This window comes from Pseudomonas anguilliseptica (genome assembly GCF_021375795.1).
GTDB classification, from domain to species: Bacteria; Pseudomonadota; Gammaproteobacteria; order Pseudomonadales; family Pseudomonadaceae; genus Aquipseudomonas; species Aquipseudomonas anguilliseptica_A.
The window spans coordinates 1,563,954-1,589,717 of the sequence record NZ_JAEIOI010000001.1; the positions used below are offsets into that span (position 1 = coordinate 1,563,954).

The window sequence follows — 25,764 nt, forward strand, 5'->3', positions numbered from 1 at the left end:
TGATCCGGCTACATTTTCAGCCTGGCGTTACATCGCGGCTCGCGAGGAAGCGACCGAAACCTTGCTGCTGGCCCAGCTCGCTGGGGAACTCGCTGCCACGGCGGTAGGCGATACGGCCGTTGATCAGGGTGGCGTCCACCGCCGCATCGTTGCGTTTGACAACGCGCTCCAGGCCGAGCACTTCCATCGGCGCTTCATGCATCTCGTCCAGCTCATCGGTCAGCCCGGTCGGGTTGACGATCACCAGATCGGCGCGGTCGCCGACGCGGATATAGCCGGCATCCACGCCGATAAAGTCCGCCAGCTCGCCGCTTAGACGATGGATCGCCCGGCCGGTGTGCATAAAGGGCGTGCCGGCCAGTTCGGCATCACGCACGTATTTGAGGAAGCGCAGCGGGAAGTTGTACTGGGCGATGGAGCGCAGGTGCGCGCCGGAGTCGGCGAAGCCCGGCTGGGTCCACGGGCTGGACAGCAGCTTGTGCATCACGGGCTCGCGCTGGTTGCCGTAGCAGGTGGTCCACTTCAGCGCTTCGCGGTACTGGCAGGCCAGCTCGAAATAGGCGTCCACCGCGTCCAGGCCACGACTCTCGCCGAGCTGCTTGAAGTTTTTGCCGACCAGGCTGGCGTCCGGGCATTCGGTCACCCAGCAGTCGGAGAAGTCGCGGTGCCACAGGCCCTTGGTCAGCACGGCCTTGACCTGCTTCTTGAACAGGGCACGGAATTCCGGCTCCAGCACCTTGCTGTACAGCTCGTCGGGGTCCTTGATATTGCGCAGGATCTCACCAGCACCGAACTCCTCGAAGGCATTCACATTGAGCCCTTCCAGGCACAGGGTGAACGGCGCCGGCAGGGTCTGCCAGCGGAAGTGGCCGCGCAGCACGCGGTTGGCCAGCCAGCCGGAGAGGCGAGTGAAGCGATGCAACAGCGGCTGGGATTTCAGATCCAGGGCGGTGAGCATCGAGCACTTCAGCGGCTTGCGGAACCAGCCGTGGGCCTGCCAGAGGAAGGCGAACACATTGACCTTGGTCACCGCGTTCGGTGCGCCCTGCATCACCGCATCACGCCGACGCAGGATGGCGAACAGCCGCGAAAACTCCTTCCAGCTGGCGAAGGTCGAGGGCAGGGGGCTGGACCAGGCGCGGTCGCCGTCCATCTTATCCAGCCGCGTGGTCATTACCGACAGACCGATGCAGCCGGCGTCCAGTGCCTCTTCCAGTAGCTGCTCCATGCGTTGCAGCTCGGCTTCGGTCGGCGTCACCTGGCTGGTAGCTCGCTCTAGGCCCATGACTGCCACGCGCAGTTCGGAGTGGCCGAGGAAAGAGCTGACGTTCGGCCCCAGTGGCTGCTGGTCGTAGAAGGCGCGGTAGCCGGCGGCGTCGCGCCAAGTCTTCTTCTCCTGCAGGATCGGCAGCACGTACTCGCGCGGCACCGCCTCGACGCGGGTGAACAGGTCGGAGCAGTCCTCGGCATCGGCCAGCACCATGCTGATCGAGCAGGAGCCGATGGTCACGCTGGTCACACCGTGGCGCACCGACTCCTTCAGCGCAGGGGCGGCGATCACTTCGGCGTCGTAGTGCGAGTGGATTTCCAGAAAACCAGGGGTGACCCACTTACCGGCGGCGTTGAGCACCTCGGGGCAGCCGCTCTCATCCAGCGGACTGAGGCTGACCGCATCGATGCGCCCATTCTTGATGCCGATATGCCGTAGCTGGCCCGGCTGGTTGCTGCCATCGAAATACAGGCCGTTCTTGATGATCACGTCGTAATTCATAACAAGCTCCAGGGCGCTAGCAGCAGGCCGCCGGTGACCAGCAGCAACAGGTAGATGGCAATGCGGAAGTGCTGTTCGTTAAAGCGCTGGTGCAGGCGCTCGCCCAGCCACACGCCGATCAGCAGCAAGGGGGCATAACTGAGCACCTGTGGCAGCGCGGGCAGCAGACGGCCGTCGAGCAGGAAGGCCAGGGTCAACAGGCTGTTGAGGCTGAACCACACCGTGACCAGGGTGGCGCGCAGGCGTGCCTTGTCCAGTTGCGTGCCAGCCAGGGCGAACACCAGCAGCGGCCCGCCGGAGGCAAACAGGCCATGGCTGACGCCGGCGCACAGGCTCAGCAGGCGACTGAGCCACAGTGGCCGAATGGTCTGCGCAGAGGCGTGGCGAATGCGCCACAGCTCGCGTGCGGCAAACCACAGCACCAGTGCGCCGAACAGGCGCTTGGCCAGGGTGGCGTCGAGGAAGGGCAGCAGGGCGTAACCGATCAGCGTGCCGACGACCATGCCCGGCAGGATCATGCCCAGCAGCAGGCGGCGGTCGATCATCTGCCGGTGCCGCCAGACCAGATAGCCGGTCATGCAGATATTCAGCGGCACCAGCACCGGCAGCAATTGCTCAATAGGCAGCAGCAGTGCACCGAGCGACAGGGCGATCACGATGCTGCCGAAGCCAGTAATGGCTTCCAGGGTGTAAGCCAGCAGGATAAAGCCGGCCAGGGCCAGCCAGGCGATTTCCATCAGTCCATCTCCGCAGCGAAACGCGCGCTCATCTTGCGGTAGTACAACCCTGGCGCAATGCGCCACAGCAGGCTGGCCAGCCAACTGCCACGGTCGGGGAACAGGCGTTCGCGGCCTTGGCTCTGCGCCTGGAGAATCTGCCCGGCCATCCACTCGGCACCGCGTATGCGGCCGATGGTCGAGCGCGCATGGCCGGCCGGTTTGCCGTCAGCCCCGAGGGCGTTGAAGTCGATGGGGGTGTCGAGAAAGCTTGGGTACACCAGCAGCATGCGAATGCCGTCGCGGCGGGTCTCGGCGCGCAGCACTTCGAAAAACTGACCCAGGGCGCTTTTCGCCGCGCAATAGCCGGCGCGACCGAGCACCGGCATCCAGCCGGCCATGGAGCCAATGGCGATGATCTGCCCGCGGCTCTGGCGCAGCAGCGGCAGGGCGCTCAGAGTCAGTTCCACGGGCGCCTGGTAGTCGACGGCCATGACCTTGCGAAACACGGCTGGGTCGGTTTGCAGGGTGGGCGAACGATGGGTGATGCCGGCGTTGTTGATCAGCACATCAAGGCGGCCGAAGCGCTCGCGGCAGGCGTGCAGCAATTGCTGGTGCAGGGCTGGATCGGTGATATCACCGGCCAGGCCGATCACCCGGTCTGCGCCCAGCTCAGTTACCCGCGCGGCCAGGCCGCTGGCATTGATATCGGTGAGCAGCAGGCCATAGCCCCGGGCGTGATAGGCGCGCGCAAGCGCCCAGCCGAGGCCGCTGGCGGCCCCGGTGATCAGTGCAATATGCATCAGTGGGTGCCTTCGCCGAGCGTGTCGATCTGAACGGTGGCTGGCGGGTTGCGGGACCAGTACAGGGCCAGGATCAGCCCGGACAGCAGTTGCCAGCAGCCCCAGAACGCGGCAATCAGCAGCATGCCGCCGGCCTGCGGGAAGAAGGTGAAGATCAGCGCCATGCCCAGCGCTGAGTTATGGATGCCGGTTTCCAGGGTGACCGCCCGTACATCGGCTTCCGGCAAACGCCACAGCCGAGCGCAAAAGTAGCCCAGCAGCAGTGCCATAAAGTTGAGGGTGACCACCAACCAGAAGAACAGATGGAAATGTTCGATGAACTGCTCGAAGTTCTTGAAGAATGCACCGCCAACGAAAGCCAGCATCACCAGCAGGGAGAAGTTGCGCAGCGGTTTTTCCAGCTTGTGCGCCAGTTGCGGTTGGCGCTTGCCCAGCAACATGCCGAGCACCATGGGCAGTACCAGTACCAGCAGCACCATCAGCAGCAGCTCGACCGGATCAACGCTGATTTCCGTGAGCAATGCACGGGTGTTGGGGTTGAGGCCGGCATACAGGGCGAAGTTGAGCGGGGTGAAGATCCCCGCCGTCACGCTTGAGACGGCGGTAACGCTGGCCGACACCGCAACATTGCCACGGCCCAGCCAGGTCATGATGTTGGAGAAGGTGCCGCTCGGACAGGTGGCGACCAGGATCATGCCCAGGGCCAGGCTTGGGTCGATCGGCAGGACGATGGTCAGCAGGCAGGTCGAGGCCGGCAGCAGAATAAACTGCACCAGCATGCCGATCAGCGGGGCCTTGGGCGCGCGCAGGATGCGTTTGAAGTCGTCGGCGCGCAGCTCCAGGGACACGCCGAACATCATCAGCGCGATGATCGCGTTCAGGGCAATCATTGCACTTGGGGAAAACTCAAGATTGACGGCAGGCATCGTGGCTTTCCTGGGCAGTGGTTGAGGTCAGAGGCGGCAGGTTCTGCCGCAGTTCAGCGATGTGCTGCTTCACACTCGTGCGGTAGCTGTTCTTGTGTACGTAATAAGCCATACGTTCCAGCTTCAGGTAGCTATAGCCACCATCCAGGCGCTGGGTGCTGCGCGCCTGCACCAGCGTGCGGAAATTCTTCGCGGCGGCGCTGCCGGCCTGCTGCTGGCGAATCACCAGCGCCACCAACTCGGCCTGCTCGTCGCGGCCCTGCCAGCCCAGGCCCGAGGCTTCGACCATGCCCATCATGAACAGGTTGTCGTACTCGGGGTGGAACACGTTGAGGTACAGCTGAGGCGCGCCGACATGGCTTGGCCAGTTGAGGTGCGTGCGGTCGATAAAGGGATAATTGAGCGTGTAGCCGGTGCCTTGCAGAATCAGGTCGTACTCGGCCTGCTCGCCATCCGTGAAGGTCACCCGTTGCCCCTCGACCTTTGCAACATCGCGGCGTGCCTGGATATCGCCATGGCCGAGGTAGTGCAGCACCAGGGAGTTCATCACCGGGTGTGATTCGTAGAGTTTGTAATCCGGGTCGGGCAAGCCGTATTGCGAGGGCTTGCCGACCAGGGCGCGCACCAGCAGACCATCGAGCAGCTGCTTGAGTGGACGCGGTAGCTTGATTGCGCCGCCCAGGGTGTCGGTGGGGCGGCCTAGGGTGAACTTGGGCAGGAAGTAATAGCCACGGCGCACCGAGATATCCACCGAGGCGGCGCGGTGCACGGCGTCCACGGCAATGTCGCAAGCCGAGTTGCCGCAGCCGATCACCAGTACGCGCTTGCCATCGAACACGGCTGCCGAGCGGTAGTCGCTGGAATGCAGCAGTTCGCCCGTAAACGCGCCAGGCAACGCCGGCTGATTGGGCGTGTGCAGGGTGCCGTTGGCGATCAGCACACCCTCGAAGTGCCATTCACGCTGCACGCCCTGTTGTTCACTGATCAGCTTCCAGCCGTTGTCCAGGCGCTGGATATCGACCACTCGGGTGTTGAACTGGTAATGCGCATACAGGCCAAAGTGCTCGGCGTAGTCACGAAAATAACGACGCATTTCACTGTGGTGCGGATAAGGGCCCACTTCGCTGCGCATCGGAAATTCAGTGAATTGAGTGGTGCCCTTGGAGGAAATCAGGTGCGCCGAGTCATACATGGTGCTGTGCGGATTATCGATATCCCACAAACCGCCGACATCGCTGTGCTGTTCGAAACCGACAAAGTCGATGCCGTGCTTGTGCAGTTGACGTGCCGTGCATAACCCCATGGGGCCGGCACCGATAATCGCGTACATGGCAAACCTCGATAAGCGCTTTTATTGTTGTAGTCGCAGACGATGAACTCGGCGCCCCCGACTGCGGCAAATTATCGCGTGACCAGGGGAGGGTGCCTCAATGACAATTAGCGCCTTTCCCCTGGCCGAAATGGTCGGGGATGTCACGGTGGAGTGTGCGGGATGCCAGGTTTACCTCCGGTTGGGCAGATGCCGGACCCGCTGCTGATCGCCGAAGTGCATGATGCCTTCGGGGTGATTCAGGTGGTCGAGATGGGTGCCTACCGCTTTCTCGAGTTTGGCGAGGCGATCGAGCAGAGCTGCGTGTATATGCCGGATCCCAGCTGGCTGGAATACGACTACACCCGCGCCATGCTGCTCGGAGCGCTGTGCCACGAGCACCCGGAAAGCGCGCTGTTTTTGGGGCTCGGTGCCGGCAACCTGACGCAGGCCTGCCTGAAGTTTCTGCCGCTGGACGATGTTGAGGTAATCGAGCTGCGCGCCGATGTGCCGCGCCTGGCCATGGAACATATGGGCCTGACCGATGACCCGCGCCTCACCATCCGCATCGGCGATGCGCTGGAACTGCTGGAAAGCGCCGAGAAGACCGACCTGCTGTTTGTCGATCTGTACACCGACCATGGTCCGGCGACCGGGCACCTGGCCTGGCGCTTTCTGGAAAACTGCCAGAAGCAGCTCAATCCGGGCGGTTGGCTGATCATCAACCAGTGGGCCGGCAACGATGGCAAGCCACTCGGCGCGCCGCTGCTGCGTGGTCTCTACCATCGGCATTACTGGGAGTGCCCCGTGAAGGAGGGCAACGTGGTGCTGCTGGTGCCGGCGGATCTGGAGCAGGAAATCGACTTCGACGAACTGCGCCGCCGCGATGCCTTGCTGGCACCGCAGTTCGGTTATTCGCTGGAGTCGTTGATTAAAGCGGTGCGTCCGGCGACCTGAGAACCTGTTTACGGTCTGCTGCGCGTCGGCCCCGCTGCGTTAAAAGCAGGCTCGGCAAGTCGCTTGCGGCTAACGCGCTTTAGCGCGGCCCGAAGGGCGAGCGAAGCGAGTAATGCTCATTTACACCAGTAAACTCCGCTTCCTCGCCGCTTTGACCAGCCGGAGGCTGTTACTAACGTAGCGCCTTGCATGGCCCTAGCTCGCTATACCGTAAATCAGGTTCTGAACAGCTCGCCAAATAATGAGGCTCAACGCCCTTTAAAGTCGCCCGGCCGCCGTTCCAGCATGGCCCGCACACCTTCTTGAGCATCTTCGCTGGCCATCAAGCGGGTCACGGTTGGGTGCAGGCTGGCCGCTGCCGCAGTCGGACCTTCAACCACGGCCTGACGCGCCGACGCCAGGGTAGCCTGCACGCCCAGCGGGGCTTGCGCGGCAATACGCTCAGCCAGCCATAGGGCCTTGGGCAGCAGCTCCTCACTGGCCACTACCTGCTGGATCAGCCCCAGGCGATAGGCTTCGTGGGCGTCGAACTCATCGCCGGTGAGCAGCCAGCGCATGGCGTTGCCCCAGCCGGCGCTCTGGTGCATGCGCAGGGTCGCGCCGCCGAACGGGAAGATGCCGCGCTGCACCTCCATCTGCGCGAAGCGGGTGTTGCTGGCGCACAGGTTGATGTCCGACGCCAGCATCAGCTCGATACCGATGGTGTAGCAGTAGCCTTGGGCCGCGACTATTACCGGTTTGCTCACGCGCGGCCCGCCGAATACCCCCCAAGGGTCGCAACCCGCCTCCGGTATCTTCCACCCTGCAGCAAACTGGGCGGCCACATTGGCCAGGTCCAGGCCGGCGGTAAAGTGTTCGCCATGAGCAAATACCAGCGCCACCCGCGCCTCGCTGTCGCGTTCGAACTCACCATAGGCCAGGCACAGGTCATCGAGCATAGGCATGTCGAAAGCATTGCGTTTGCTCGCTCGGTCCAGGCCGATCAACATGATTTGGCCGCGTTTTTCACGGCTGACGCGGCCGCTGGTGCTTTGGGTCATGGCAGTGAGTCCTTGTAGGCAGGTTATGAAGGTAGACGCTGTGCTACTACAGCGTGCCATTTGCAGGCTACCAGAGGATGACGATTTGGCCTTGTCCAAGCTCTATTTGTGCAAAAACCAGCACATTGGCCAGGTTTTCCGGTATAGTGCGCGCCGGTCAATTTTTGGCCACGTTCAGGTAGTGCAAATCGCCCGAAGCTCGACTTCGGCAGCCAGTCCGCAAAGCGGGCTATCCTTGACGATTCATTTATCACCGTTTTCGCAAATCCCCGCCGACAGAGCTGCCAGGGTGACCTTTGGGTCTTACACGGCATGCGCAGCTTTGGAACATGGGTCTTTGCGGATGCACTAGAGGCAGACCCATGACCCAGGAAACCGGCGGCTTCGCCGCACTCGGACTCAACTCCAATATTCTCGCTGCACTGACCGCTGTCGGTTATGAAGAGCCGTCGCCGATTCAGGCGCAGGCCATTCCCGTGATTCTGTCCGGTCAGGACATGATCGGTCAGGCCCAGACTGGTACCGGCAAGACCGCCGCTTTCGCCCTGCCGATCCTGTCGAAGATCGACCCAGCCAAGAAAGAGCCACAGGCGCTGATTCTCGCGCCGACCCGTGAGCTGGCCCTGCAAGTGGCCACCGCCTTTGAAACCTATTCCAAGCAGATGCCTGGCCTCAACGTGGTTGCCGTTTACGGCGGCGCACCGATGGGCCCGCAGCTGAAAGCCATCCGTCAGGGTGCACAAGTCATCGTCGCTACCCCTGGTCGTCTGGTTGACCACCTGCGTCGTGACGAGAAAGTGCTGTCGACCATCCAGTACCTGGTGCTCGACGAAGCCGACGAAATGCTCAAGCTGGGCTTTATGGATGACCTCGAAGTGATCTTCGAAGCCATGCCGGCTAGCCGTCAGAGCGTGCTGTTCTCCGCGACCCTGCCGCACTCGATCCGCGCCATTGCCGAGAAGCACCTGCGCGAGCCGCAACACATCAAGATCGCTTCCAAGACTCAGACTGTGACGGCCATTGAGCAGGCGCACCTGATGGTCCACGCCGACCAGAAGCACGCCGCCGTGCTGCGTCTGCTGGAAGTCGAAGAGTTCGACGCGCTGATCGGCTTCGTGCGTACCAAGCAAGCCACCCTGGACCTGGCCGCCGCGCTGGAAGCCAAGGGCTACAAGGCTGCCGCGCTGAACGGCGACATTGCGCAGAACCAGCGTGAGCGCGTGATCGACTCGCTGAAAGATGGCCGTCTGGATATCGTCATCGCCACCGACGTGGCTGCTCGCGGCCTCGACGTACCGCGCATCACCCACGTGATGAACGTCGACATGCCGTATGACCCGGAATCCTACGTACACCGTATCGGCCGTACTGGCCGTGCCGGCCGTACCGGTCGCGCACTGCTGCTGGTGACCCCGCGTGAGCGCCGCATGCTGCAGGTGATCGAGCGTGTTACCGGGCAGAAGGTTGGCGAAGTCAAGCTGCCGGACGCCCAGCAAGTGCTGGACGCGCGTATCAAGAAACTTACCAACAGCCTGGCGCCGCTGGTGGCTGATGCCGAAGCCAGCCACGGTGATCTGCTGGATCGCCTGACCGCTGACATTGGTTGCAGCCCGCGTGCCCTGGCCGCAGCCCTGCTGCGCAAGGCCACCAATGGCCAAGCGCTGACCCTGGCTGAAGTTCAGCGCGACCAGCCGCTGGTGCCGGGCAGCAGTGGCCCGCGTGAGCGTAGCGAGCGCAGTGACCGTGGTGATCGTCCTGAGCGTGAAGGCGGCCGTGAGCGTCGTGCGCCGGTACCGCTGGCCGAAGGCCGTGCGCGTTGCCGCACCGCCTTGGGCGCGCGCGATGGTATCGCGGCAAAGAACCTGCTCGGCGCCATCCTCAATGAAGGCGGTCTGACCCGTGAAGATATCGGTCGCATTCAGGTGCGTGAGAGCTTCAGCCTGGTTGAGCTGCCGGAAGAAGGCCTTGATCGTTTGCTGGGTAAGTTGAAAGACACCCGCGTCGGTGGCAAGCCACTGAAGCTGCGTCGTTATCGCGAAGATTGATGCTTCGTTGAATAAAAAAGCCCCGCCAAGTGCGGGGCTTTTTTATTGCTGTGACGTGTTGGGCGTATGGCTACGTGAAGCTGTAGATGTCCATGCCCAGCGCGCCAAACGTGAAACCGCTGTGCTCGACCTTAAACTGCCCGCCCGCACCTGCGGCAAAGAACAGTGGCAGCAGGTGTTCGTCGCTGGGGTGGTTGCGTACGGCATGGGGAGCCTGCCGGCGGTAATCGTCGAGGGCGGCATTATCCTGCTTGCTCAGTTGCTCCACCACCCAGTCGCGGAAAGCCTGTGCCCAGGGTTCGACTTGTTCCGGCCCCGCTTGCCAGTCCAGATCGCCGAGGTTGTGGGTGATGCTGCCGGAGCCGATCAGTAGTACGCCGTTATCGCGCAACCCCGCCAGTGCCTGGCCAACTCGGCGTTGCAGGTCGGGTCCCTGTTGGCTTGGTAGCGAGACTTGTATGACAGGAATGTTGGCCTGTGGGTACATCAGTGCCAGAGGCACCCAGGCACCGTGATCCAGTGGTCGCTCGGCGTCGAGTCGTGCTGGCAGGCCGGCTTGCGCCAATCGTTCGGCAACCTCTGCTGCCAGTTGCGGCGAGCCCGGCGCAGGGTATTGCACCTGGTAGAGCTCGGCCGGGAAGCCACGGAAGTCATGCCAGGTTTGTGGGGTTACCGCGCTGCCGACCCGCAAGTCGTGGCTTTCCCAGTGTGCAGACACCACCAGGATGGCACGTGGGCGCGGCAGCTTTTGAGCCAGGCGGGTAAGGGCAGGGCCGCTGGCGCCGGGTTGCAGGGCCAGCATGGGTGAGCCGTGAGAGATAAACAGGCTGGGGAGGGACATGGCAGACTCCTGAGCGATTGCCTGCATCTTCCATCAGATAAATTGCATATAAAAGGGTAAATATCCGAGCATATTTATCGTTTCTATAGATGGTTTGCGGGTGGCATAAGTCCTTGGTCTTCCAGCCACTTTGCGGCAGGATCAGCGGCTGAGTTTCTACAGGAGGCGATATGCACGCAGAGTTCTGGCAGGCGCGATGGGCGCGCAGTGAAATTGGCTTTCATCTGCCCGAGGTCAATCCTTATCTGCAGCGTTACTGGCCGGCACTGGGATTGCCTGAAGGGGCGCGGGTGCTGGTGCCGTTGTGCGGCAAGAGCCTGGATCTGGCCTGGTTGGCGGGGCAGGGTTGTCAGGTGGTGGGGGTCGAGCTGGCACAGCGTGCTGTCGAGGATTTCTTCACGGAGCATGGGCTGCAACCGCAGGTCAATGATGTCGGGGCATTTCGGCACTACCAAGCCGGCAATCTAGAGATCTATTGTGGGGACTTCTTTGCTCTCAGCGCGCAGCAACTGGGCGGTTGCGCCGCTCTGTACGACCGTGCCGCGCTGATTGCGCTGCCTGCTGAGATGCGTGCCTGTTATGTGGCGCACCTGTCGCAGGTACTGCCGAGCGACTGTCAGGGGCTGCTGGTGACCCTGGATTATGATCAGGACAAGATGGATGGCCCGCCTTTCGCGGTAAGCGATGCTGAGGTACAGCATCTGCTGGCGGCGAACTGGCAGTTGCAGGAACTGGAGTGCATTGATGTGTTGGGCGAGAACTGGAAGTTTCTCAAGCGCGGCCTGGAGCGCCTGGATGAGCGGGTCTACCGCTTGGGTAAGCGCTGAAATCTGCAAACAAAAAAGGCGGCCCAAGGGCCGCCTTTTGCGTGACTGCTGAACTTAGCCGCGCTGACGCAGGGCTTCGATACGCACTTCCAGCGGTGGGTGGGTCATCAGCAGGCCTGCCAGGCCATTCTTCAGGCCACCGTTGATGCCGAAAGCGGTCAGACTGCTGGGCATGTTTACCGGCACTTCCTGCTCGGCGCGCAGGCGCTGCAGGGCGGCGATCATGGCGCCAGTACCGGCCAGGCGGGCACCGGCTTCGTCGGCCTTGAATTCGCGCTTACGCGAGAACCACATGACGATGATGCTGGCCAGGATGCCTAGAACCAGTTCGGCAAAGATGGTTGCCACGAAATAACCGATGCCCGGGCCGTCTTCATTCTTCAGGATCACCTTGTCGACGAAGTTGCCGAAGATCCGCGCAAAGAACATTACGAAGGTGTTCACCACGCCTTGGATCAACGCCAGGGTGACCATGTCACCGTTGGCTACGTGACCGATTTCGTGTGCCAGTACGGCACGCACTTCATCAGGCGAGAAACGCTCCAGCAGGCCTTGGCTGACAGCCACCAGGGCGTCGTTCTTGTTCCAGCCAGTGGCGAAGGCATTGGACTCGTAAGCCGGGAAAATACCCACTTCCGGCATTTTGATGCCGGCTTCGCGGGACAGTTCTTCAACTGTCTGCAGCAGCCATTGTTCGTGGCGGGTGCGCGGTTGGGTGATGATTTCGGTTTTGGTGCTCATCTTCGCCATCCACTTGGAGAGGAACAGCGAAACCAGCGAACCGGCGAAACCGAACACGGCGCAGAAAACCAGCAGGCTGCCATAGTTCTGGCCGGTAAAGCGGTCAACCCCGAGCAGTTTCAGGGTGATGCTGGCGATGATCAACACCGCAATGTTGGTGGCCAGGAACAGCATAATGCGCATCATGGTGTATTGAGACTCCTCACGGGGAACGTTCTATCAGGCTGTTGAGCCCGCTTTTGCTTGGGTTTCAACAGTTTGCTTTGATGATGACGGCTATATAAGGGCGCCACCCCAGGCACTTCAACCTGGGTACTATTTCAAACTATGTCGCTTGTGCTGTTCAGGGTGCTTTCGAAGAGCAGGCGGGTGAGGCGGGCGACGCGTTCGCCATGCTGTTGCCCCAGGGCTTCGCGTAACTGAAACGCCAGGGTGGCATGCACGCGGCGTACGCTGGGCGGCAGTGCATCGCCCTCTCGCAGGGCGTGGGGCACGCCGCGGGTCAGGCGCAGGAAGCCCTTTTCCGAGAGCACGGCCTGGTCCAGGGCGTCGTAGCCGATGGTGGACTCAAAGCGAATGTAACCCTCGTCAGCCAGCCACAGCAGGGCGCCCAGGCAGCTCTGGTGGCGGGGCGTGGGCAGGCCGAATTCGTCGGGCTCTTCGCGGCCGATCAGGTCTTCCACATACAGCGCGGTTTTGCTGGGGAACGTCTGATACAGGGCCAGCAGGCCGGCGGCTGCATCCTTGTAGAAGTCGTCGATCTGCAGGTCCATTAGAAATTACCCATCACTGAAGTGGGGAGATAAAGCTGCGTAGGGCCAACAACTAGCATTGGCCCTGGCGCATGGCGATCTCCGCTTACTGTTGGTAGGTCTTGAGGAAGTTGCCGATGCGTCCGATGGCCATTTCCAGCTCATCCACACGCGGCAGGGTGACCACGCGGAAGTGATCTGGCCACGGCCAGTTGAAGGCGGTGCCCTGAACGATCAGCAGTTTTTCCGAGAGCAGCAGATCGAGGACGAATTTCTCGTCGTTATGGATCGGGCAGACCTTCGGATCGATCTTCGGGAAGGCGTACAGCGCGCCCATCGGCTTGACGCAGCTGACGCCTGGGATGTCGTTGAGCAGCTCCCAGGTGCGGTTGCGTTGCTCCAGCAGGCGGCCGTTAGGCAGTACCAAGTCATTGATGCTCTGGTAGCCGCCGAGCGCGGTTTGGATCGCGTGCTGGCTCGGCACGTTGGCGCACAGGCGCATGTTGGCGAGGATATCCAGGCCTTCGATATAGCTCTGTGCGCGGTGCTTGGGCCCGGAGATCGCCACCCAGCCGGAGCGGAAGCCGGCCACGCGGTAGCTCTTGGACAGGCCGTTGAAGGTCAGGCAGAGCACGTCCGGGGCCAGCGAGGCAGTGCAGATATGCACGGCGTCATCGTAGAGAATCTTGTCGTAGATCTCGTCGGAGAACAGCACCAGATTGTGCTGGCGCGCCAGTTCAACGATGTCCATCAGCACTTCTTTGGAGTACACCGCGCCGGTGGGGTTGTTCGGGTTGATCAGCACCAGGGCTTTGGTGTTCGGGGTGATCTTGGCCTTCATGTCGGCGATATCGGGGAACCAGCCCGCCTGCTCATCGCACAGGTAATGCACCGGCTTGCCGCCGGCCAAAGCCACGGCGGCAGTCCAAAGCGGGTAATCCGGTGCCGGGATCAGCACTTCATCGCCATTGTTGAGCAGCGCCTGCATGGCCATCACGATCAGCTCTGAGACGCCGTTACCCAGGTAGATGTCCTCGATGCCGACACCTTCCACCTGCTTCTGCTGGTAGTACTGCATCACCGCCTTGCGCGCGCTGAACAGGCCTTTGGAGTCGCTGTAGCCCTGGGCGGTAGGCAGATTGCGGATCACGTCCTGGAGGATTTCCTCAGGCGCTTCGAAACCGAACGGGGCCGGGTTGCCGATGTTCAGCTTGAGGATGCGCTGGCCTTCTTCTTCCAGGCGCTTGGCGTGCTTGAGCACCGGCCCACGGATGTCGTAGCAGACGTTGGCGAGCTTGTTCGATTTGCTGAACTGCATGTAAATGATCCCGAATGGTGGAACGCCGCTGAATTACCTTGCAAAAAGCCGCGATCTGACGCGCCTTTGCAGGTTGTAACGCCGGTGACAGACTGGGGTCGAATGATACGTGGCAGCCCGACCTTGGCAAAGGTACTGGTCGGGCTTTTTTATGGCGTGCCATTCATGGCCGCCACCCTTTGGGCCGTCGCTGCGCGACGTTAAAAATCGCTCCCGGCGATTTTTTCATGTAGAGGAGACTTGCCTGTGAACAAGCTGGAAAAACCCCTGGAAGCCTGGCGTGAAGAGCTTTCCGAGGAGCAGTTTCATGTGTGTCGGCTGGGCGGCACCGAGCGCGCTTTTACTGGCCAGTACCACGACAGCAAAGTACCGGGCATTTATCACTGCGCCTGCTGTCAGGCCGAGCTGTTTGATTCGGATGCCAAATTCGATTCCGGTAGCGGCTGGCCCAGCTACTTTCAGCCGGTCAGCAGTGAAGCCATCGCCAGCCTGGATGACTTCAGCCACGGCATGCACCGTATCGAAGTGAAATGCGCCAAGTGTGATGCCCATCTGGGGCACGTGTTTCCCGATGGGCCGGTGCCGACGGGGTTACGCTATTGCATCAACTCTGCGGCGCTCAAGCTGGTGCCGCGCGCCGAGTAGTCATGCCACAGGCCTGCCATCAGCAGGCCTTATTTATGAGCAATTAAATTGCATGCAATTTAATTGCTCGCTATTGTGTGCCGACTTTAACTCTTCTAGGGATGACGCACATGAGCAATGCACTCTTCGATATTCCGGTCACCACCATCAAGGGCGAGCAGAAAACCCTCGCGGATTTCGGCGGCAAGGCCGTGCTGGTGGTCAACACGGCCAGTAAGTGCGGCTTTACCCCGCAGTACAAGGGTTTGGAGAACGTCTGGCAGCAGTACAAGGACAAAGGTCTGGTGGTGCTGGGCTTCCCCTGCAATCAGTTTGGCAAGCAGGAGCCAGGTGACGAGGGGGCGATTTCCGAGTTTTGTGAGCTGAACTTCGGCGTCAGCTTCCCGCTGTTCAAGAAGGTTGATGTGAATGGCAGCGATGCCCACCCGCTGTTCGTCAACCTGAAGAAAAGTGCGCCAGGCCTGCTCGGCAGTCAGGGTATCAAGTGGAACTTCACCAAATTCCTGGTCAGTGCCGATGGCAAGGTGATCAAGCGTTTCGCTCCAACCACCAAACCTGAAGACCTGACAGCCGAGATCGAAGCGCTGCTGAAATGACTCAGGCCAGTCTGTACGCGGATGAGGAGGGGCTGCAGCTGGACAACCAGCTGTGCTTCAAGCTGTACGCCGCTTCACGGGCGGTGATCCGCGCCTACAAGCCGATGCTTGATCAGCTCGGCCTGACGTACCCGCAGTACCTGGCGATGCTGGTGTTGTGGGAATGGCAGCAACAACCGCCGGCACTGCCGACGGTCAAAGCGTTGGGCGAGAGGCTGTTGCTGGACTCCGGCACGCTGACGCCGCTGCTCAAGCGCCTGGAGTTGCAGGGGCTGTTGCAGCGTAGGCGTTCGCTCAGCGACGAGCGTGAGGTGCACCTGGCGCTGACGGACGCCGGCTGTGCTCTGCGTGAACAGGTGTTGCCGTTGAAAAGCCAGCTGCTGTGTGAGCACGGTGTTGATCTGGATGCGCTTGCGGCGTTGCGCAGCCAGGTTGGCGGGCTGCTGGATCAGTTTATGGCGCTTAACCACTGATCGAGCAGTGCCGCCAGCTCATCTTTGCGGAACGGCTTGGCCAGGTAGTCGTCCATCCCGGCCGCGCGGCAACGGTCGCGCTCGTCGGCCAGGGCATTGGCTGTCAGTGCGATGATTGGCAGTTTGGCGATGGCCTCTTTCTGGCGAATCCGGCGAGTGGTCTCGTAGCCGTCCATAACCGGCATGTTGCAGTCCATCAGGACCAGATCGACATGCTGCGTTTCCAGCAGGCTCAGGGCCTCAGCGCCATGGTTGGCCAACAGCACTTCGCAGCCGAGTTTGCCCAACATGCCCTTGGCCACCAGTTGATTGACCGGGTTGTCCTCAACCAGCAATACGCGCGCCTGACGGCTGCGTGGCGGTTCGTTGTGGGTCTGGCGTGGCGGGTTGTCGTCCTGGTTCAGGCTGTGGCGCAAGGCCTGCAACAGCGCCTGGCGTGACAGCGGCCGGGCCAGTTGTTCGATGGGCGCGAGGTTGTCCACCTGCTCGCTGCTGAGAAAATTGCCGTAGGCACTGACCAGTAGGATGGGCAGGCTGGAGGTCTGCCGCCATTCCTGTAAGCGCTGCGGACAGTCACTGATCAGCAGGTCAGCGTGCAGGTCATTCAGTGGGCTGTCGGTATCCAGTTGCTGATAGTCCAGGCCCCAGTTCGGCAGCAGGCTGGCCAGTTGTGCGTTGAGCCCTGAGCTGGCTGGGGTCAGGCCGATGATGCGGCCGTGCAGCTGCGTAGGCTGCAGTGTGCCACCCAGGCTGGGCAGGGGCAGGTCGATGCAGAAGGTGCTGCCAAAGCCTTCGCGGGTTTCCAGGCTGAGCTGGCCGCGCATGGCTTCACACAGGCGGCGGGTCAGCGCCAGGCCCAGCCCGGTGCCGCCAAACTGACGGGTAATGCCGACTTCGGCCTGGGCGAAGGGGTGGAAGATACGGCTCTGCGCGTCCTCGGCGATGCCGATACCTGTGTCGCGCACGATAATCCTGACGCCATTGGCCTGTGGGCTGACGCTGATATCGACGCGACCAAAACGGGTGAATTTCAGGGCATTGGACAGCAGGTTGCTGACAATCTGCCTGACCCGGGTCGGGTCGCCCAGCAATTGGTTCGGCAGTTGTGGGTCGATCAGGCAGGTCAGTTCTACCCCAGGTACGGCATTCTGCGAGAGCAGGCTGGCGGTTTCCTCGACCATGCTGCCGAGATCGAAGGGGATGTGTTCCAGTTCGAGCTGGCCGGCTTCGAATTTCGACAGGTCGAGAATGTCGTTGAGCAACTCGACCAGCACTTTGCCGGAGTCGTGGGCAATCGACAGCTGCTGGCGTTGTTCATTGTTTAGCGGCCCGTCCAGCGACAGTGCCAGCATGCCCAGCAGGCCATTGAGCGGGGTACGGATCTCGTGGCTCATGTTGGCGAGAAATGCCGAACGCGCCTGGGCCATGTCCAGTGCGGTGCGTTTGGCCTGTTCCAGCTCACGATTGGAGTCGAGCAGGCGGCTGTTGGCCGCTTCCAATTGCTCGGTACGGGCTGACACCATGTCTTCCAGCTCGGCCAGGTAGCGGGTCAAGCGGTCTTCGGCCTGCTGACGCTGCTCGATTTCGTTGGCAATGCTGCTCAACTGGCGGTTGGTCACGTCGACCAGCACGCCGATCTCATCGCGCTCATGGTTGGCCGGGTAGGGTAGTTTGGCGCTGCTTGGGCTGCGCAGGTCGCGCTCGCTGAGCGCGCGGATAAAGCCGGTCAGTGGCTTGGTCAGCATGAAGTAGAACAGCACCAGCAGGATCAGCGACAGCAGCAGGCTGCGGGCGAAGCCGGTCAGCAGGGTCAGTAGCGAGCGTTTGAGAAAGTGGCTGCCAAAGGCGTAGGTGTCGACTTCCAGGCTGAGGCGGCCCAGTGCTTCATCGGGGGAATGGCTGACAAACAGGGCGGTTTCAAAGTGCCGGCGCTGGCCGAACATGAAGTCGCTGAGTACCCGGTAGCGACTTTCCATGGCGGGACGGCTGACGCTGGCCAGGGTCATCTGGTTGTTGTCGATGATCTGCGCGCTGATCACTGCTGGTGAGCGCAGCAGGCCCAGCACCAGCTCCTGCGCCAGCTCGGCGTCGATGTTGTAGGCGATACGCGCAGCCGGGTTGTGGCTGATTTCCATCAACGCATTGATCTCGCGGTTGATGGAGGCATCTTCGCTGGCATAATCGATGCCCACTTGAATCAAGCTGAGCGCCGTGCCGAGGATAAAGGCCACCAACACGGTCAAGCCTGCCTGTTTGAACGACAGGCGTTGGGTTAGCGCTATATCCATATGGGCTGGTAATTCTCGTGTTGAATCGCCTGCCAAGCATAGCCCAAGTGATTTACCACACGGCAGTGTCTGGGCTGCCGGAAAACTCTGGAGTGTGTCGTGGATTCGCGTTTAGGTGATTTTTTAGTGCGTGCGGATGCGTTACTGGCGCGTTTGGAGCCTTTGCTGCCGGTTTTGCGCCCGCAGATCGACTGGCAGCAGAGCCTGGCGGCACGTTGGCAGCGTGAGGGGCGCAGTGGTTTTCTTGCGCCGCTTCAGGTCAGTCTGGATATGAATCTGGATGATCTGATCGGGGTGGATCGTCAGCGCGCCCAGTTGGCGCGCAACACCCAGCAGTTTATCCAGGGCCTGCCGGCCAACCATGCCTTGCTCTGGGGCGCGCGTGGTACGGGTAAATCATCGCTGGTGCGGGCGCTGCTGGCCGAGCACGCGCCAGCCGGGTTGCGCCTGATTGAAATCGAACGCGATCACCTGGCCGATCTGCCGCGTATCGTCGAGCAATTGAGCGGCTTGCCGCAGCGTTTTGTGCTGTTCTGCGACGATTTGTCGTTCGAGGACGGCGAGGGTGATTACCGCATGTTGAAAACCGTGCTCGATGGTTCTCTGGAGCGTGCGCCTGACAATGTGCTGCTGTATGCCACCTCCAACCGTCGTCATCTTCTGCCGGAAAAACAGAGCGACAACGAGAACTGGCAGCGGGTAGATGGCGAGTTACATCCCAATGAGGCGGTGGAGGACAAGATCGCGCTGTCCGATCGTTTTGGTTTGTGGTTGTCGTTCTATCCCTTTACCCAAGAGCATTTTCTCGATGTGGTCAGGCATTGGGTGGGGGTACACGCTGCCCAGGCCGGGTTGGTCTGGCAGTGGCATGAGGAACTGGAAAAGGCTGCGATACGTTGGGCCTTGGGGCGCGGCAATCGTAATGGACGCTGCGCCTATCAATTCGCCCGTGACTGGGTGGGGCTGCAATTACTGAGTAAGGCTGATGATTGATCTACAACAACGCGGGCAAGGGCTCGATGGCTATCCATTGCTGGTGGCGCAGTTGCAGGCGCTGCTGGCCGATGAGCGGGATTTTATTGCCAACGCGGCGCAGTTTTCGGCGTTTCTGTTTCAGGAACTGAGTGACCTGAATTGGGCGGGGTTCTACCTGGCTCGTGGCGAAGAACTGGTATTGGGGCCGTTCCAGGGCAAGGTGGCGTGTGTGCGCATTCCTTTTGGTCGGGGCGTCTGCGGTGCGGCAGCGGCCAGTGGTGAAACCCAGCGGGTTGAGGATGTGCACGCCTTTGCCGGGCATATTGCCTGCGACAGTGCCTCCAATAGTGAGCTGGTGGTTCCGTTGTTCAAGCATGGACGTCTGCTCGGCGTGCTGGACCTCGACAGCCCACGGCTGGCGCGTTTCAGCGCCGAAGACCAGGCCGGCATCGAGCAGCTGGCCCAGGTATTTATCGAGCTGACGGATTGCTGAGTGCCTGAGTTGATAAGAAAAGCCCGGCTTTGCCGGGCTTTTCTTATGCAGTGGGTTTGTACGTGCCTGGGTTCAGTCGTAGATGTTCTTCTTCTTCCACTCGTCATCGCCGCCGAGCGAGTCCAGGCCTGCGTCCAGCTCACTGGTCTGGCTGCTGCTGGGCTTGCTGTTCTCCAGCACCAGGGCGTTGGCACGTGCCAGTTGTTCCTCGAATTTCTTCAGAGCGTTTTGATAGGGCGCTGGATCAGGTTGCTTGCGCAGGTATTGCACGCCACGTTCGAATGCCAGACGTGCCTGGCCGGGTTGATTCTGCTGCAGCGCTTGGTTGCCGAGGTTGCCGAAGAACTCGATGTGCACCTGGGTCAGCATATGGCGGACTTCTTTTGCCCAATGTTTGGCTTCGCTGGCATTGATGATGCCTTCCTTGGTGCAACGGCTCAGTTGGCCGTGCAGGTTTTCCAGCTGGAAGCGCACATCCTTGGCTTTGGCTTCATTGATGATGGGTTGCGGCGGGTTGTTTACGGTGACGGCTTCGCCCTGGGCAATCAGTTTGCGCAGCTCCTCAATGCGCGCCTTGAGCGCATTGTTGCCCTTGTCAAAAGGCAGCATGCGTTCGCTGAAGTGCAATTGCAGGCGGCTTAGCAACAGCTTGAGGGCAGGCGTCATCAATTGGCCGGGGAGTGCTTCGGCGAGGTCCGTGCAGCGGCGCAGGCGATCATTGAGGTCGGCCTTGATGCGCGCTTTCTCCAGTTTGTTGTTCTCGACCATATGATTGATGTAGGCAATGCCCATCAGAATGACGATGCCTGCAACAATCAAAATGGTAATCACGAGTGGGGACATGGTGGAGCCTCTCGTTCACCGGTTTTTCCGTCCGAGTGTAGTGCCTTAGCCTGGAGGCTGATAGAGCTGCATCACATTCGTAGCTGAAGTCGTTGATTTATAAAATTTTTTACGCGGAGGTTGACGAGCCTTTAAAGGCTCCATAGAATGCGCGCCACTTCGTAGCGCAAAGCCTCACGGCAAAACGTGTAGAAGCCGGATAGAAGTTGTAGTTTCCGGGCAGCGTCCCCTTCGTCTAGTGGCCTAGGACACCGCCCTTTCACGGCGGTAACAGGGGTTCGAGTCCCCTAGGGGACGCCATTTTTGTTGTACCAAGTTGTATGCGGGAATAGCTCAGTTGGTAGAGCACGACCTTGCCAAGGTCGGGGTCGCGAGTTCGAGTCTCGTTTCCCGCTCCATTTTCTTTCGATAGAAAGCAACAGAAACGCCGCTCACTGAGCGGCGTTTTTGTATCTGCTGTTTTTACAGCATGTAAAAAAGCCCGCCGGTGGTGCCGTGCGGGCTTTTTTATTTCTGGCTACGGCTTAGTGTGTGCCGCCCTGAGCTGGCATGGCCAGCAGTTGCTTTTCCTGATTCCAGTCGAAGGGCTCGTCGTTTTCTTCGGCGTAGAAGCGGCGTTCCTCGAGGGTCTGGTACATCTCGATTTCTTCGTCCGGCATAAAGTGCAGGCAGTCACCGCCGAAGAACCACAGCAGATCGCGCGGTACCAGGTGGGCGATTTGCGGGTAGCGCTGAAATATCTGGCTGATCAGATCCTGGCCCAGGTAGAGGCTGGCTTCCGGGTCGCTAGGCAGGTCGCTGAGCAGTTCGTCGTAGCGCTCCAGGTACATGGCGTGGCTGTCATCGAGAATCTGCTCGGCTTCGCCCAGGGCGACCAGGATGGTGCGCAGGTGCTGCAGCAGAGTGAGGTGATGGTCGATGTGGGTGTTGGCCATGGGGTAATCCTGTAGGGGTAAAACGGGCGCGCAAGTATAAGGCTCACGTCGCCCGCTGTCCTCGTTAGCGCACCTTGCCGGCTTCCAGCGTCAGTTTTTCCTTGGCAAAGTCGTCGACATCAATCACCACCCGCCGCGCTGCTTCGGCCTGTTGCAGGCTGTGGGCTTCTTCCGGATTGAGAACCCCAGCAGCCAGCGCAGCATCAATCAGGCTTTGCCCTGGCAGTTCCTGTACCTGGCCGGCTTTGACGGCCTTGTGCAGTTTCTTCTGCAGGCCCTGGACGTTCCGCAGCAAGTTCACCGCGTATTGCAGGGCGCCCACCGGGTCCTGTTCAGCCTGTGGGCGATAGCAGCCTTCGAGTAACTCCTCCAGTGCCGGGTCACCACTGTTGCGGCCGATAATGCTGGCCACCTCGGCGTCCAGTTTATCGCTTGGGCCTTTGTGACGGCGGCCCAGTGGCAATACCAGTACGCGCAGGGCGCAGCCAAGCAGTTTGCTGGGGAAATTGCTGAGCAGCTCTTCCAGCGCTTGTTCGGCTTTGCCCAGGCTTTCTTCCACGGCCCAGCGCAGCATTGGTTGCGAGTGCTCCGGATAGCCGAGGTCGTGGTAGCGCTTGAGTGCGGCAGAGGCCAGGTACAGGTGGCTGAGTACATCACCGAGGCGCGCCGACAGGCGTTCGCGACGTTTCAGTTCGCCGCCGAGCAACATCATGCTGGTGTCGGCGAGCAGGGCGAAGGACGCGGCCAGGCGGTTGAGGGCGCGGAAATACGGACGGCTGATACGGTCGCCCGGCACCTGGCTGAAAACGCCAAAGCCGAGGCTGAGCAGCAGGCTGCTGGCAGCGTTGCTCACGGCAAAACCGATGTGTTGCAGCAGCAGTTCATCGAACTCCTGCAGCGCCTGATCCTGGTCTTCGCGGCTGACCAGGGCCATTTCCTTGAGCACGTAGGGATGGCAGCGAATTGCGCCCTGACCAAAGATCATCAGGTTGCGCGAAAGGATATTGGCCCCCTCCACGGTGATAAAGATCGGCGCACCTTGCCAGGAGCGCGCCAGGTAGTTGTTCGGCCCCATGACGATGCCCTTGCCGCCGTGTACGTCCATGGCGTGGCTGATGCACTCACGGCCACGTTCGGTCAGGTGGTACTTGAGAATGGCCGAGAGCACCGAGGGTTTCTCTCCCAGGTCCACCGCATTGGCCGTGAGGATGCGTGCGCTGTCCATCAGCCAGGCATTGCCGGCGATCCTTGCGAGGGCTTCCTGAATGCCTTCAAACGCGGACAGCGGCACGTTGAACTGCTCGCGCACCTGGCTGTACTGGCCGGTGGTCAGGCTGGTGAACTTGGCCGCGCCGGTGCCGACGGCCGGCAGGGAGATGGAACGGCCCACGGACAGGCAATTCATCAGCATCATCCAGCCCTTGCCGAGCATTTCTTCACCGCCGATCAGGTAGTCCAGCGGCACGAACACATCCTTGCCGGAGTTCGGGCCGTTCATAAAAGCCGCGCCGAGCGGCAGGTGGCGGCTGCCGATTTCGACGCCAGGCGTGTCCGTGGGCACCAGAGCCAGGCTGATGCCGAGGTCTTCCTCTTCACCCAGCAGATGCTCGGGATCGTAAGCCTTGAAGGCCAGGCCAAGCAGGGTGGCGACGGGGCCGAGGGTGATATAGCGCTTTTCCCAGTTCAGGCGCAGGCCGATGACTTCCTGGCCTTGCCACTGGCCTTTGCAGATGATCCCGGTATCCGGCATGGCGCCAGCGTCGGAGCCGGCCAGGGGGCCGGTGAGGGCGAAGCAGGGAATGTCTTCACCGCGCGCCAGGCGCGGCAGGTAATGATCACGCTGCGCCTCGGTGCCGTAGTGCAGCAGCAGCTCAGCCGGACCAAGTGAGTTGGGCACCATTACGGTGGAGGCCAGGTCGCCGGAGCGGGTGGCCAGTTTCATCGCCACCTGGGAGTGGGCATAGGCGGAAAAGCCCTTGCCGCCATATTGCTTGGGGATGATCAAGGCGAAGAAACCGTGTTGCTTGATATGCGCCCAGGCGTCGGCGGGCAGGTCCATCTGCTGGCCGATCTGCCAGTCACTGACCATGGCGCACAGCGCTTCGGTCGGGCCGTCGATAAACGCTTGTTCTTCCTCGGTGAGTTGCGCCTTGGGGTAAGCAAGCAGGGTGTCCCAGTCCGGCCGGCCGCTGAACAGTTCGCCATCCCACCACACCGTACCGGCTTCAATGGCGTCGCGTTCGGTGGCCGACATCGGCGGTAGTACGCGCTTGAACCAGGCAAACAGCGGCGCAGTGAACAGATTGCGGCGTTGCTCGGGCAGCAGCAGTGGCAAGGCCACGGCCAGCAGGAGCAGCCAGAAAATACCCATCAACCAGGCGGGTGCATGGCTGAACACGCCCATCAGAATCAGCAAGCCGGCGACTATGCCGAGGGCGGGCAGGGGCGCAGTGCGGCGGTGGGCGAGAAAGGCCGTGCCGAGCAGTAGGGCGAGTAACCAGAGAGCGAGCATGCAGAATCCTCCATGATGACAATGCGTGTGTACGCACCATCACGAGCGTAGTCGTCATTGATGGCGACAAGAGCGGTGAGCTTGGCCGAATCGTCGTGACATTGGCCGGAGCCGCGTCGTTAGACTGGATTCTCAGTTATGGAGAAACCCCGATGCGTGAATACCTCGAGCCCGGCCGCTTCATCGATAGTGACCACCCCGCGCTGGTGGAGTTCGCAGAAAAGTTTCGCGGCGCCAGTCGCGACCCACGCGAACAGGCTGTCAGCCTGTACTACGCGGTGCGCGATGAAATTCGCTACAACCCCTATGTCTTCAGTCGTGATGCCGAAACGTTGAAGGCCAGCCACGCATTGCAGGCGGGAGAGAGTTACTGCGTGCCCAAAGCCACCTTGCTCGCCGCCTGCGCCCGGCATTGCGGCATCCCAGCGCGCATCGGTCTGGCGGATGTGCGCAACCACCTGGCCACTCCACGGTTGTTGGAGATGCTGCGCAGCGAAGTGTTCGCCATGCACGGCTACACCGAGTTGTACCTGGGCGAGCGCTGGGTCAAGGCCACGCCAGCGTTCAATTTGGCGCTGTGCCGGGTATTCAAGGTGGCGCCGCTGGAGTTCGATGGTCTGAGCGACAGCGTATTCCACCCGTTCAACCAGCAGGGCGAGCGTTATATGGAATACCTGCACGACCACGGTCAGTTTGCCGATGTGCCGGAGCCGCTGTTCTTCGGTCATCTGGCCGTTTGCTACCCACATCTGTTTGCCGAGGATGCGTTGTCGATCAGTGGCGACTTCGCCGCCGAGGCCCAACCAGACTGATCTATCGACCGGGCTGATAAGCACCATCGGCAACTGCCGCGTTTAATCTGCGCTCGGCACTGGTAGGCTGCTGCCCAGCTCGGGGCTGGCAGATTTCCCTCAAAGGGCTGCGGTGCAGGTGTGCCAGGCGCTAGACTTGGGCCACTTCGCGCTGTTGCTGCGTCCTTCTCTATTCCTCTTATTCAATCAGGTGTGCGCATTTTTATGAGTACCGCTCTGTCCATTCGCCAGTTGACCAAGACCTATGGCAACGGCTTCCAGGCGCTGCATGGCATCGACCTGGACGTGGCTGAAGGCGATTTCTTCGCCTTGCTCGGCCCCAACGGTGCCGGCAAATCCACCACCATCGGCATTCTTTCCACCCTGGTGACCAAGAGCAGCGGCACGGTGAACGTGTTCGGCCACGACCTGGACAAACAACCTTCGGCGCTTAAACGCTGCCTGGGTGTGGTGCCGCAGGAGTTCAACTTCAACCAGTTCGAAAAAGCCTTCGATATCGTCGTAACCCAGGCCGGTTATTACGGCATTCCGGCGAAAATCGCCAAGGAGCGCGCCGAGCAATACCTCAATCAGCTCGGTTTGTGGGGCAAGCACAACGTACCGTCACGCGAGCTGTCCGGCGGCATGAAGCGCCGCCTGATGATCGCCCGTGCGCTGGTGCATCAGCCGCGTCTGTTGATTCTCGATGAGCCGACGGCCGGGGTGGATATCGAACTGCGCCGCTCGATGTGGAGCTTTCTCACCGAGCTGAACGAGCAGGGCATCACCATTATCCTGACCACCCATTACCTGGAAGAGGCCGAACAGCTATGCCGCAATATCGGCATCATCGACCACGGACGGATTGTCGAGAACACCAGCATGAAGGACCTGCTGAAGAAACTGCACGTGGAAACCTTCCTGCTTGACCTCAAGGACGCCCAGTTGGTCGCCCCGCAGCTGATGGGTTACCCCGCGCAACTGCTCGATGCGCATACCCTGGAAGTGCAGGTGGACAAGGCCCAAGGCATTACTGAGCTGTTCCGTCAGTTGGCCTTGCAGAAGATTGAGGTGCTCAGTTTGCGCAACAAAACCAACCGCCTGGAGGAACTGTTCGTCTCCCTGGTCGAGAAAAACCTGGCGAAGGTGGCGTTATGAGCACGGCTT

At 61.0% G+C, this 25,764-nt stretch carries 24 protein-coding genes and 2 tRNA genes; 12 read left to right on the plus strand and 14 right to left on the minus strand.

The genetic code is table 11. The annotated features are described in order from the left end of the window. Nucleotides 1–16 precede the first annotated feature (16 nt). Genes IOD17_RS07255 through IOD17_RS07275 form a run of 5 tightly spaced genes read right to left on the minus strand, consistent with a single transcriptional unit; the run spans nucleotide 17 to nucleotide 5,546 of the window. Nucleotides 17–1,771, minus strand: coding sequence for an N-acyl-D-amino-acid deacylase family protein (locus IOD17_RS07255; RefSeq protein WP_233684387.1), 1,755 nt, complete (start codon nucleotides 1,769–1,771; stop codon nucleotides 17–19). Beyond that, a complete protein-coding gene (locus IOD17_RS07260; RefSeq protein WP_233684388.1) occupies nucleotides 1,768–2,508 on the minus strand; it encodes a sulfite exporter TauE/SafE family protein in 741 nt (246 codons plus the stop codon). Before IOD17_RS07260 ends, IOD17_RS07255 begins: the two co-directional genes overlap by 4 nt. Further along, on the minus strand, nucleotides 2,508–3,290 hold the full coding sequence (locus tag IOD17_RS07265) for an SDR family NAD(P)-dependent oxidoreductase (RefSeq protein WP_233684389.1): 783 nt from the start codon (nucleotides 3,288–3,290) through the stop codon (nucleotides 2,508–2,510). Before IOD17_RS07265 ends, IOD17_RS07260 begins: the two co-directional genes overlap by 1 nt. Then, complete coding sequence (locus IOD17_RS07270; protein WP_233684390.1) at nucleotides 3,290–4,216, minus strand: bile acid:sodium symporter family protein; 927 nt, start codon at nucleotides 4,214–4,216, stop codon at nucleotides 3,290–3,292. Before IOD17_RS07270 ends, IOD17_RS07265 begins: the two co-directional genes overlap by 1 nt. Next, nucleotides 4,197–5,546 carry a flavin-containing monooxygenase gene (locus IOD17_RS07275; protein ID WP_233684391.1) on the minus strand — a complete coding sequence of 450 codons (1,350 nt, stop codon included), beginning with the start codon at nucleotides 5,544–5,546 and terminating at the stop codon, nucleotides 4,197–4,199. Before IOD17_RS07275 ends, IOD17_RS07270 begins: the two co-directional genes overlap by 20 nt. Nucleotides 5,547–5,708: 162 nt before the next feature. Here IOD17_RS07275 and IOD17_RS07280 point away from each other — a divergent pair, with 162 nt between their 5' ends. After that, entirely contained in the window at nucleotides 5,709–6,482 is a 774-nt protein-coding gene (locus IOD17_RS07280) for a spermidine synthase (protein ID WP_233684392.1), read from the plus strand. A 248-nt stretch (nucleotides 6,483–6,730) separates the two neighbouring features. On the opposite strand, the gene IOD17_RS07285 is transcribed toward IOD17_RS07280, so the two are convergent. After that, the gene (locus IOD17_RS07285; RefSeq protein WP_233684393.1) at nucleotides 6,731–7,522 is read right to left on the minus strand and encodes a crotonase/enoyl-CoA hydratase family protein; all 792 of its coding nucleotides are present in this window, start codon (nucleotides 7,520–7,522) and stop codon (nucleotides 6,731–6,733) included. Between the two features lie 329 nt (nucleotides 7,523–7,851). Between IOD17_RS07285 and IOD17_RS07290 the strand changes: the two genes are divergently transcribed. Continuing rightward, a complete protein-coding gene (locus IOD17_RS07290; RefSeq protein WP_233684394.1) occupies nucleotides 7,852–9,567 on the plus strand; it encodes a DEAD/DEAH box helicase in 1,716 nt (571 codons plus the stop codon). Between the two features lie 70 nt (nucleotides 9,568–9,637). On the opposite strand, the gene IOD17_RS07295 is transcribed toward IOD17_RS07290, so the two are convergent. Continuing rightward, nucleotides 9,638–10,408, minus strand: coding sequence for a DODA-type extradiol aromatic ring-opening family dioxygenase (locus IOD17_RS07295; RefSeq protein WP_233684395.1), 771 nt, complete (start codon nucleotides 10,406–10,408; stop codon nucleotides 9,638–9,640). A 170-nt stretch (nucleotides 10,409–10,578) separates the two neighbouring features. On the opposite strand from IOD17_RS07295, the gene IOD17_RS07300 reads away from it, so the two are divergent. Beyond that, the gene (locus IOD17_RS07300) at nucleotides 10,579–11,235 is read left to right on the plus strand and encodes a thiopurine S-methyltransferase (protein ID WP_233684396.1); all 657 of its coding nucleotides are present in this window, start codon (nucleotides 10,579–10,581) and stop codon (nucleotides 11,233–11,235) included. Between the two features lie 54 nt (nucleotides 11,236–11,289). Here IOD17_RS07300 and htpX read toward each other — a convergent pair whose 3' ends face one another. The 3 genes from htpX to IOD17_RS07315 all read right to left on the minus strand — a co-directional run bounded on the left by htpX (nucleotide 11,290) and on the right by IOD17_RS07315 (nucleotide 14,046). Next, complete coding sequence (htpX, locus tag IOD17_RS07305) at nucleotides 11,290–12,162, minus strand: protease HtpX (protein ID WP_233684397.1); 873 nt, start codon at nucleotides 12,160–12,162, stop codon at nucleotides 11,290–11,292. Between the two features lie 134 nt (nucleotides 12,163–12,296). Beyond that, on the minus strand, nucleotides 12,297–12,749 hold the full coding sequence (locus tag IOD17_RS07310) for a hypothetical protein (protein WP_233684398.1): 453 nt from the start codon (nucleotides 12,747–12,749) through the stop codon (nucleotides 12,297–12,299). An 85-nt stretch (nucleotides 12,750–12,834) separates the two neighbouring features. Then, the gene (locus tag IOD17_RS07315) at nucleotides 12,835–14,046 is read right to left on the minus strand and encodes a pyridoxal phosphate-dependent aminotransferase (protein WP_233684399.1); all 1,212 of its coding nucleotides are present in this window, start codon (nucleotides 14,044–14,046) and stop codon (nucleotides 12,835–12,837) included. Nucleotides 14,047–14,292: 246 nt separating this feature from the next. Between IOD17_RS07315 and msrB the strand changes: the two genes are divergently transcribed. The 3 genes from msrB to IOD17_RS07330 all read left to right on the plus strand — a co-directional run bounded on the left by msrB (nucleotide 14,293) and on the right by IOD17_RS07330 (nucleotide 15,760). Further along, nucleotides 14,293–14,691 (plus strand): peptide-methionine (R)-S-oxide reductase MsrB, encoded by a 399-nt coding sequence (msrB, locus tag IOD17_RS07320; RefSeq protein ID WP_233684400.1) that lies wholly within the window; start codon nucleotides 14,293–14,295, stop codon nucleotides 14,689–14,691. A 110-nt stretch (nucleotides 14,692–14,801) separates the two neighbouring features. Beyond that, a complete protein-coding gene (locus IOD17_RS07325; protein ID WP_233684401.1) occupies nucleotides 14,802–15,287 on the plus strand; it encodes a glutathione peroxidase in 486 nt (161 codons plus the stop codon). Beyond that, nucleotides 15,284–15,760: a MarR family winged helix-turn-helix transcriptional regulator gene (locus tag IOD17_RS07330; protein WP_233684402.1), complete on the plus strand. Its 477-nt coding sequence runs from the start codon at nucleotides 15,284–15,286 to the stop codon at nucleotides 15,758–15,760. The genes IOD17_RS07325 and IOD17_RS07330 overlap by 4 nt, the downstream gene beginning before the upstream one ends. On the opposite strand, the gene IOD17_RS07335 is transcribed toward IOD17_RS07330, so the two are convergent. After that, nucleotides 15,736–18,048, minus strand: a complete 2,313-nt coding sequence (locus tag IOD17_RS07335) for a response regulator (protein WP_233684403.1) — start codon at nucleotides 18,046–18,048, stop codon at nucleotides 15,736–15,738. The two genes, IOD17_RS07330 and IOD17_RS07335, sit on opposite strands and share 25 nt — an antisense overlap. Before the next feature lie 99 nt (nucleotides 18,049–18,147). Between IOD17_RS07335 and IOD17_RS07340 the strand changes: the two genes are divergently transcribed. Together IOD17_RS07340 and IOD17_RS07345 are read left to right on the plus strand one after the other, a co-directional pair. After that, the gene (locus IOD17_RS07340) at nucleotides 18,148–19,041 is read left to right on the plus strand and encodes an ATP-binding protein (RefSeq protein WP_233684404.1); all 894 of its coding nucleotides are present in this window, start codon (nucleotides 18,148–18,150) and stop codon (nucleotides 19,039–19,041) included. After that, nucleotides 19,034–19,516 carry a GAF domain-containing protein gene (locus tag IOD17_RS07345; RefSeq protein WP_233684405.1) on the plus strand — a complete coding sequence of 161 codons (483 nt, stop codon included), beginning with the start codon at nucleotides 19,034–19,036 and terminating at the stop codon, nucleotides 19,514–19,516. Before IOD17_RS07340 ends, IOD17_RS07345 begins: the two co-directional genes overlap by 8 nt. 72 nt (nucleotides 19,517–19,588) lie before the next feature. Here IOD17_RS07345 and IOD17_RS07350 read toward each other — a convergent pair whose 3' ends face one another. Then, nucleotides 19,589–20,359, minus strand: a complete 771-nt coding sequence (locus IOD17_RS07350; RefSeq protein WP_233684406.1) for a hypothetical protein — start codon at nucleotides 20,357–20,359, stop codon at nucleotides 19,589–19,591. A gap of 224 nt (nucleotides 20,360–20,583) precedes the next feature. Between IOD17_RS07350 and IOD17_RS07355 the strand changes: the two genes are divergently transcribed. Both IOD17_RS07355 and IOD17_RS07360 read left to right on the plus strand, forming a co-directional pair. Continuing rightward, a tRNA-Glu gene (locus tag IOD17_RS07355) sits at nucleotides 20,584–20,659 on the plus strand. Nucleotides 20,660–20,681: 22 nt separating this feature from the next. After that, nucleotides 20,682–20,757 (plus strand) — tRNA-Gly (locus IOD17_RS07360). Between the two features lie 126 nt (nucleotides 20,758–20,883). Here the strand turns inward: IOD17_RS07360 and IOD17_RS07365 are convergent. Next, entirely contained in the window at nucleotides 20,884–21,294 is a 411-nt protein-coding gene (locus IOD17_RS07365) for a PA2817 family protein (protein WP_233684407.1), read from the minus strand. Between the two features lie 64 nt (nucleotides 21,295–21,358). Continuing rightward, nucleotides 21,359–23,806, minus strand: coding sequence for an acyl-CoA dehydrogenase (locus IOD17_RS07370; protein ID WP_233684408.1), 2,448 nt, complete (start codon nucleotides 23,804–23,806; stop codon nucleotides 21,359–21,361). Between the two features lie 152 nt (nucleotides 23,807–23,958). On the opposite strand from IOD17_RS07370, the gene IOD17_RS07375 reads away from it, so the two are divergent. Both IOD17_RS07375 and IOD17_RS07380 read left to right on the plus strand, forming a co-directional pair. After that, nucleotides 23,959–24,618 (plus strand): transglutaminase-like domain-containing protein, encoded by a 660-nt coding sequence (locus IOD17_RS07375; protein ID WP_233684409.1) that lies wholly within the window; start codon nucleotides 23,959–23,961, stop codon nucleotides 24,616–24,618. 204 nt (nucleotides 24,619–24,822) lie between these two features. Then, nucleotides 24,823–25,755 carry an ABC transporter ATP-binding protein gene (locus IOD17_RS07380; protein ID WP_233684410.1) on the plus strand — a complete coding sequence of 311 codons (933 nt, stop codon included), beginning with the start codon at nucleotides 24,823–24,825 and terminating at the stop codon, nucleotides 25,753–25,755. Nucleotides 25,756–25,764: the final 9 nt, after the last annotated feature.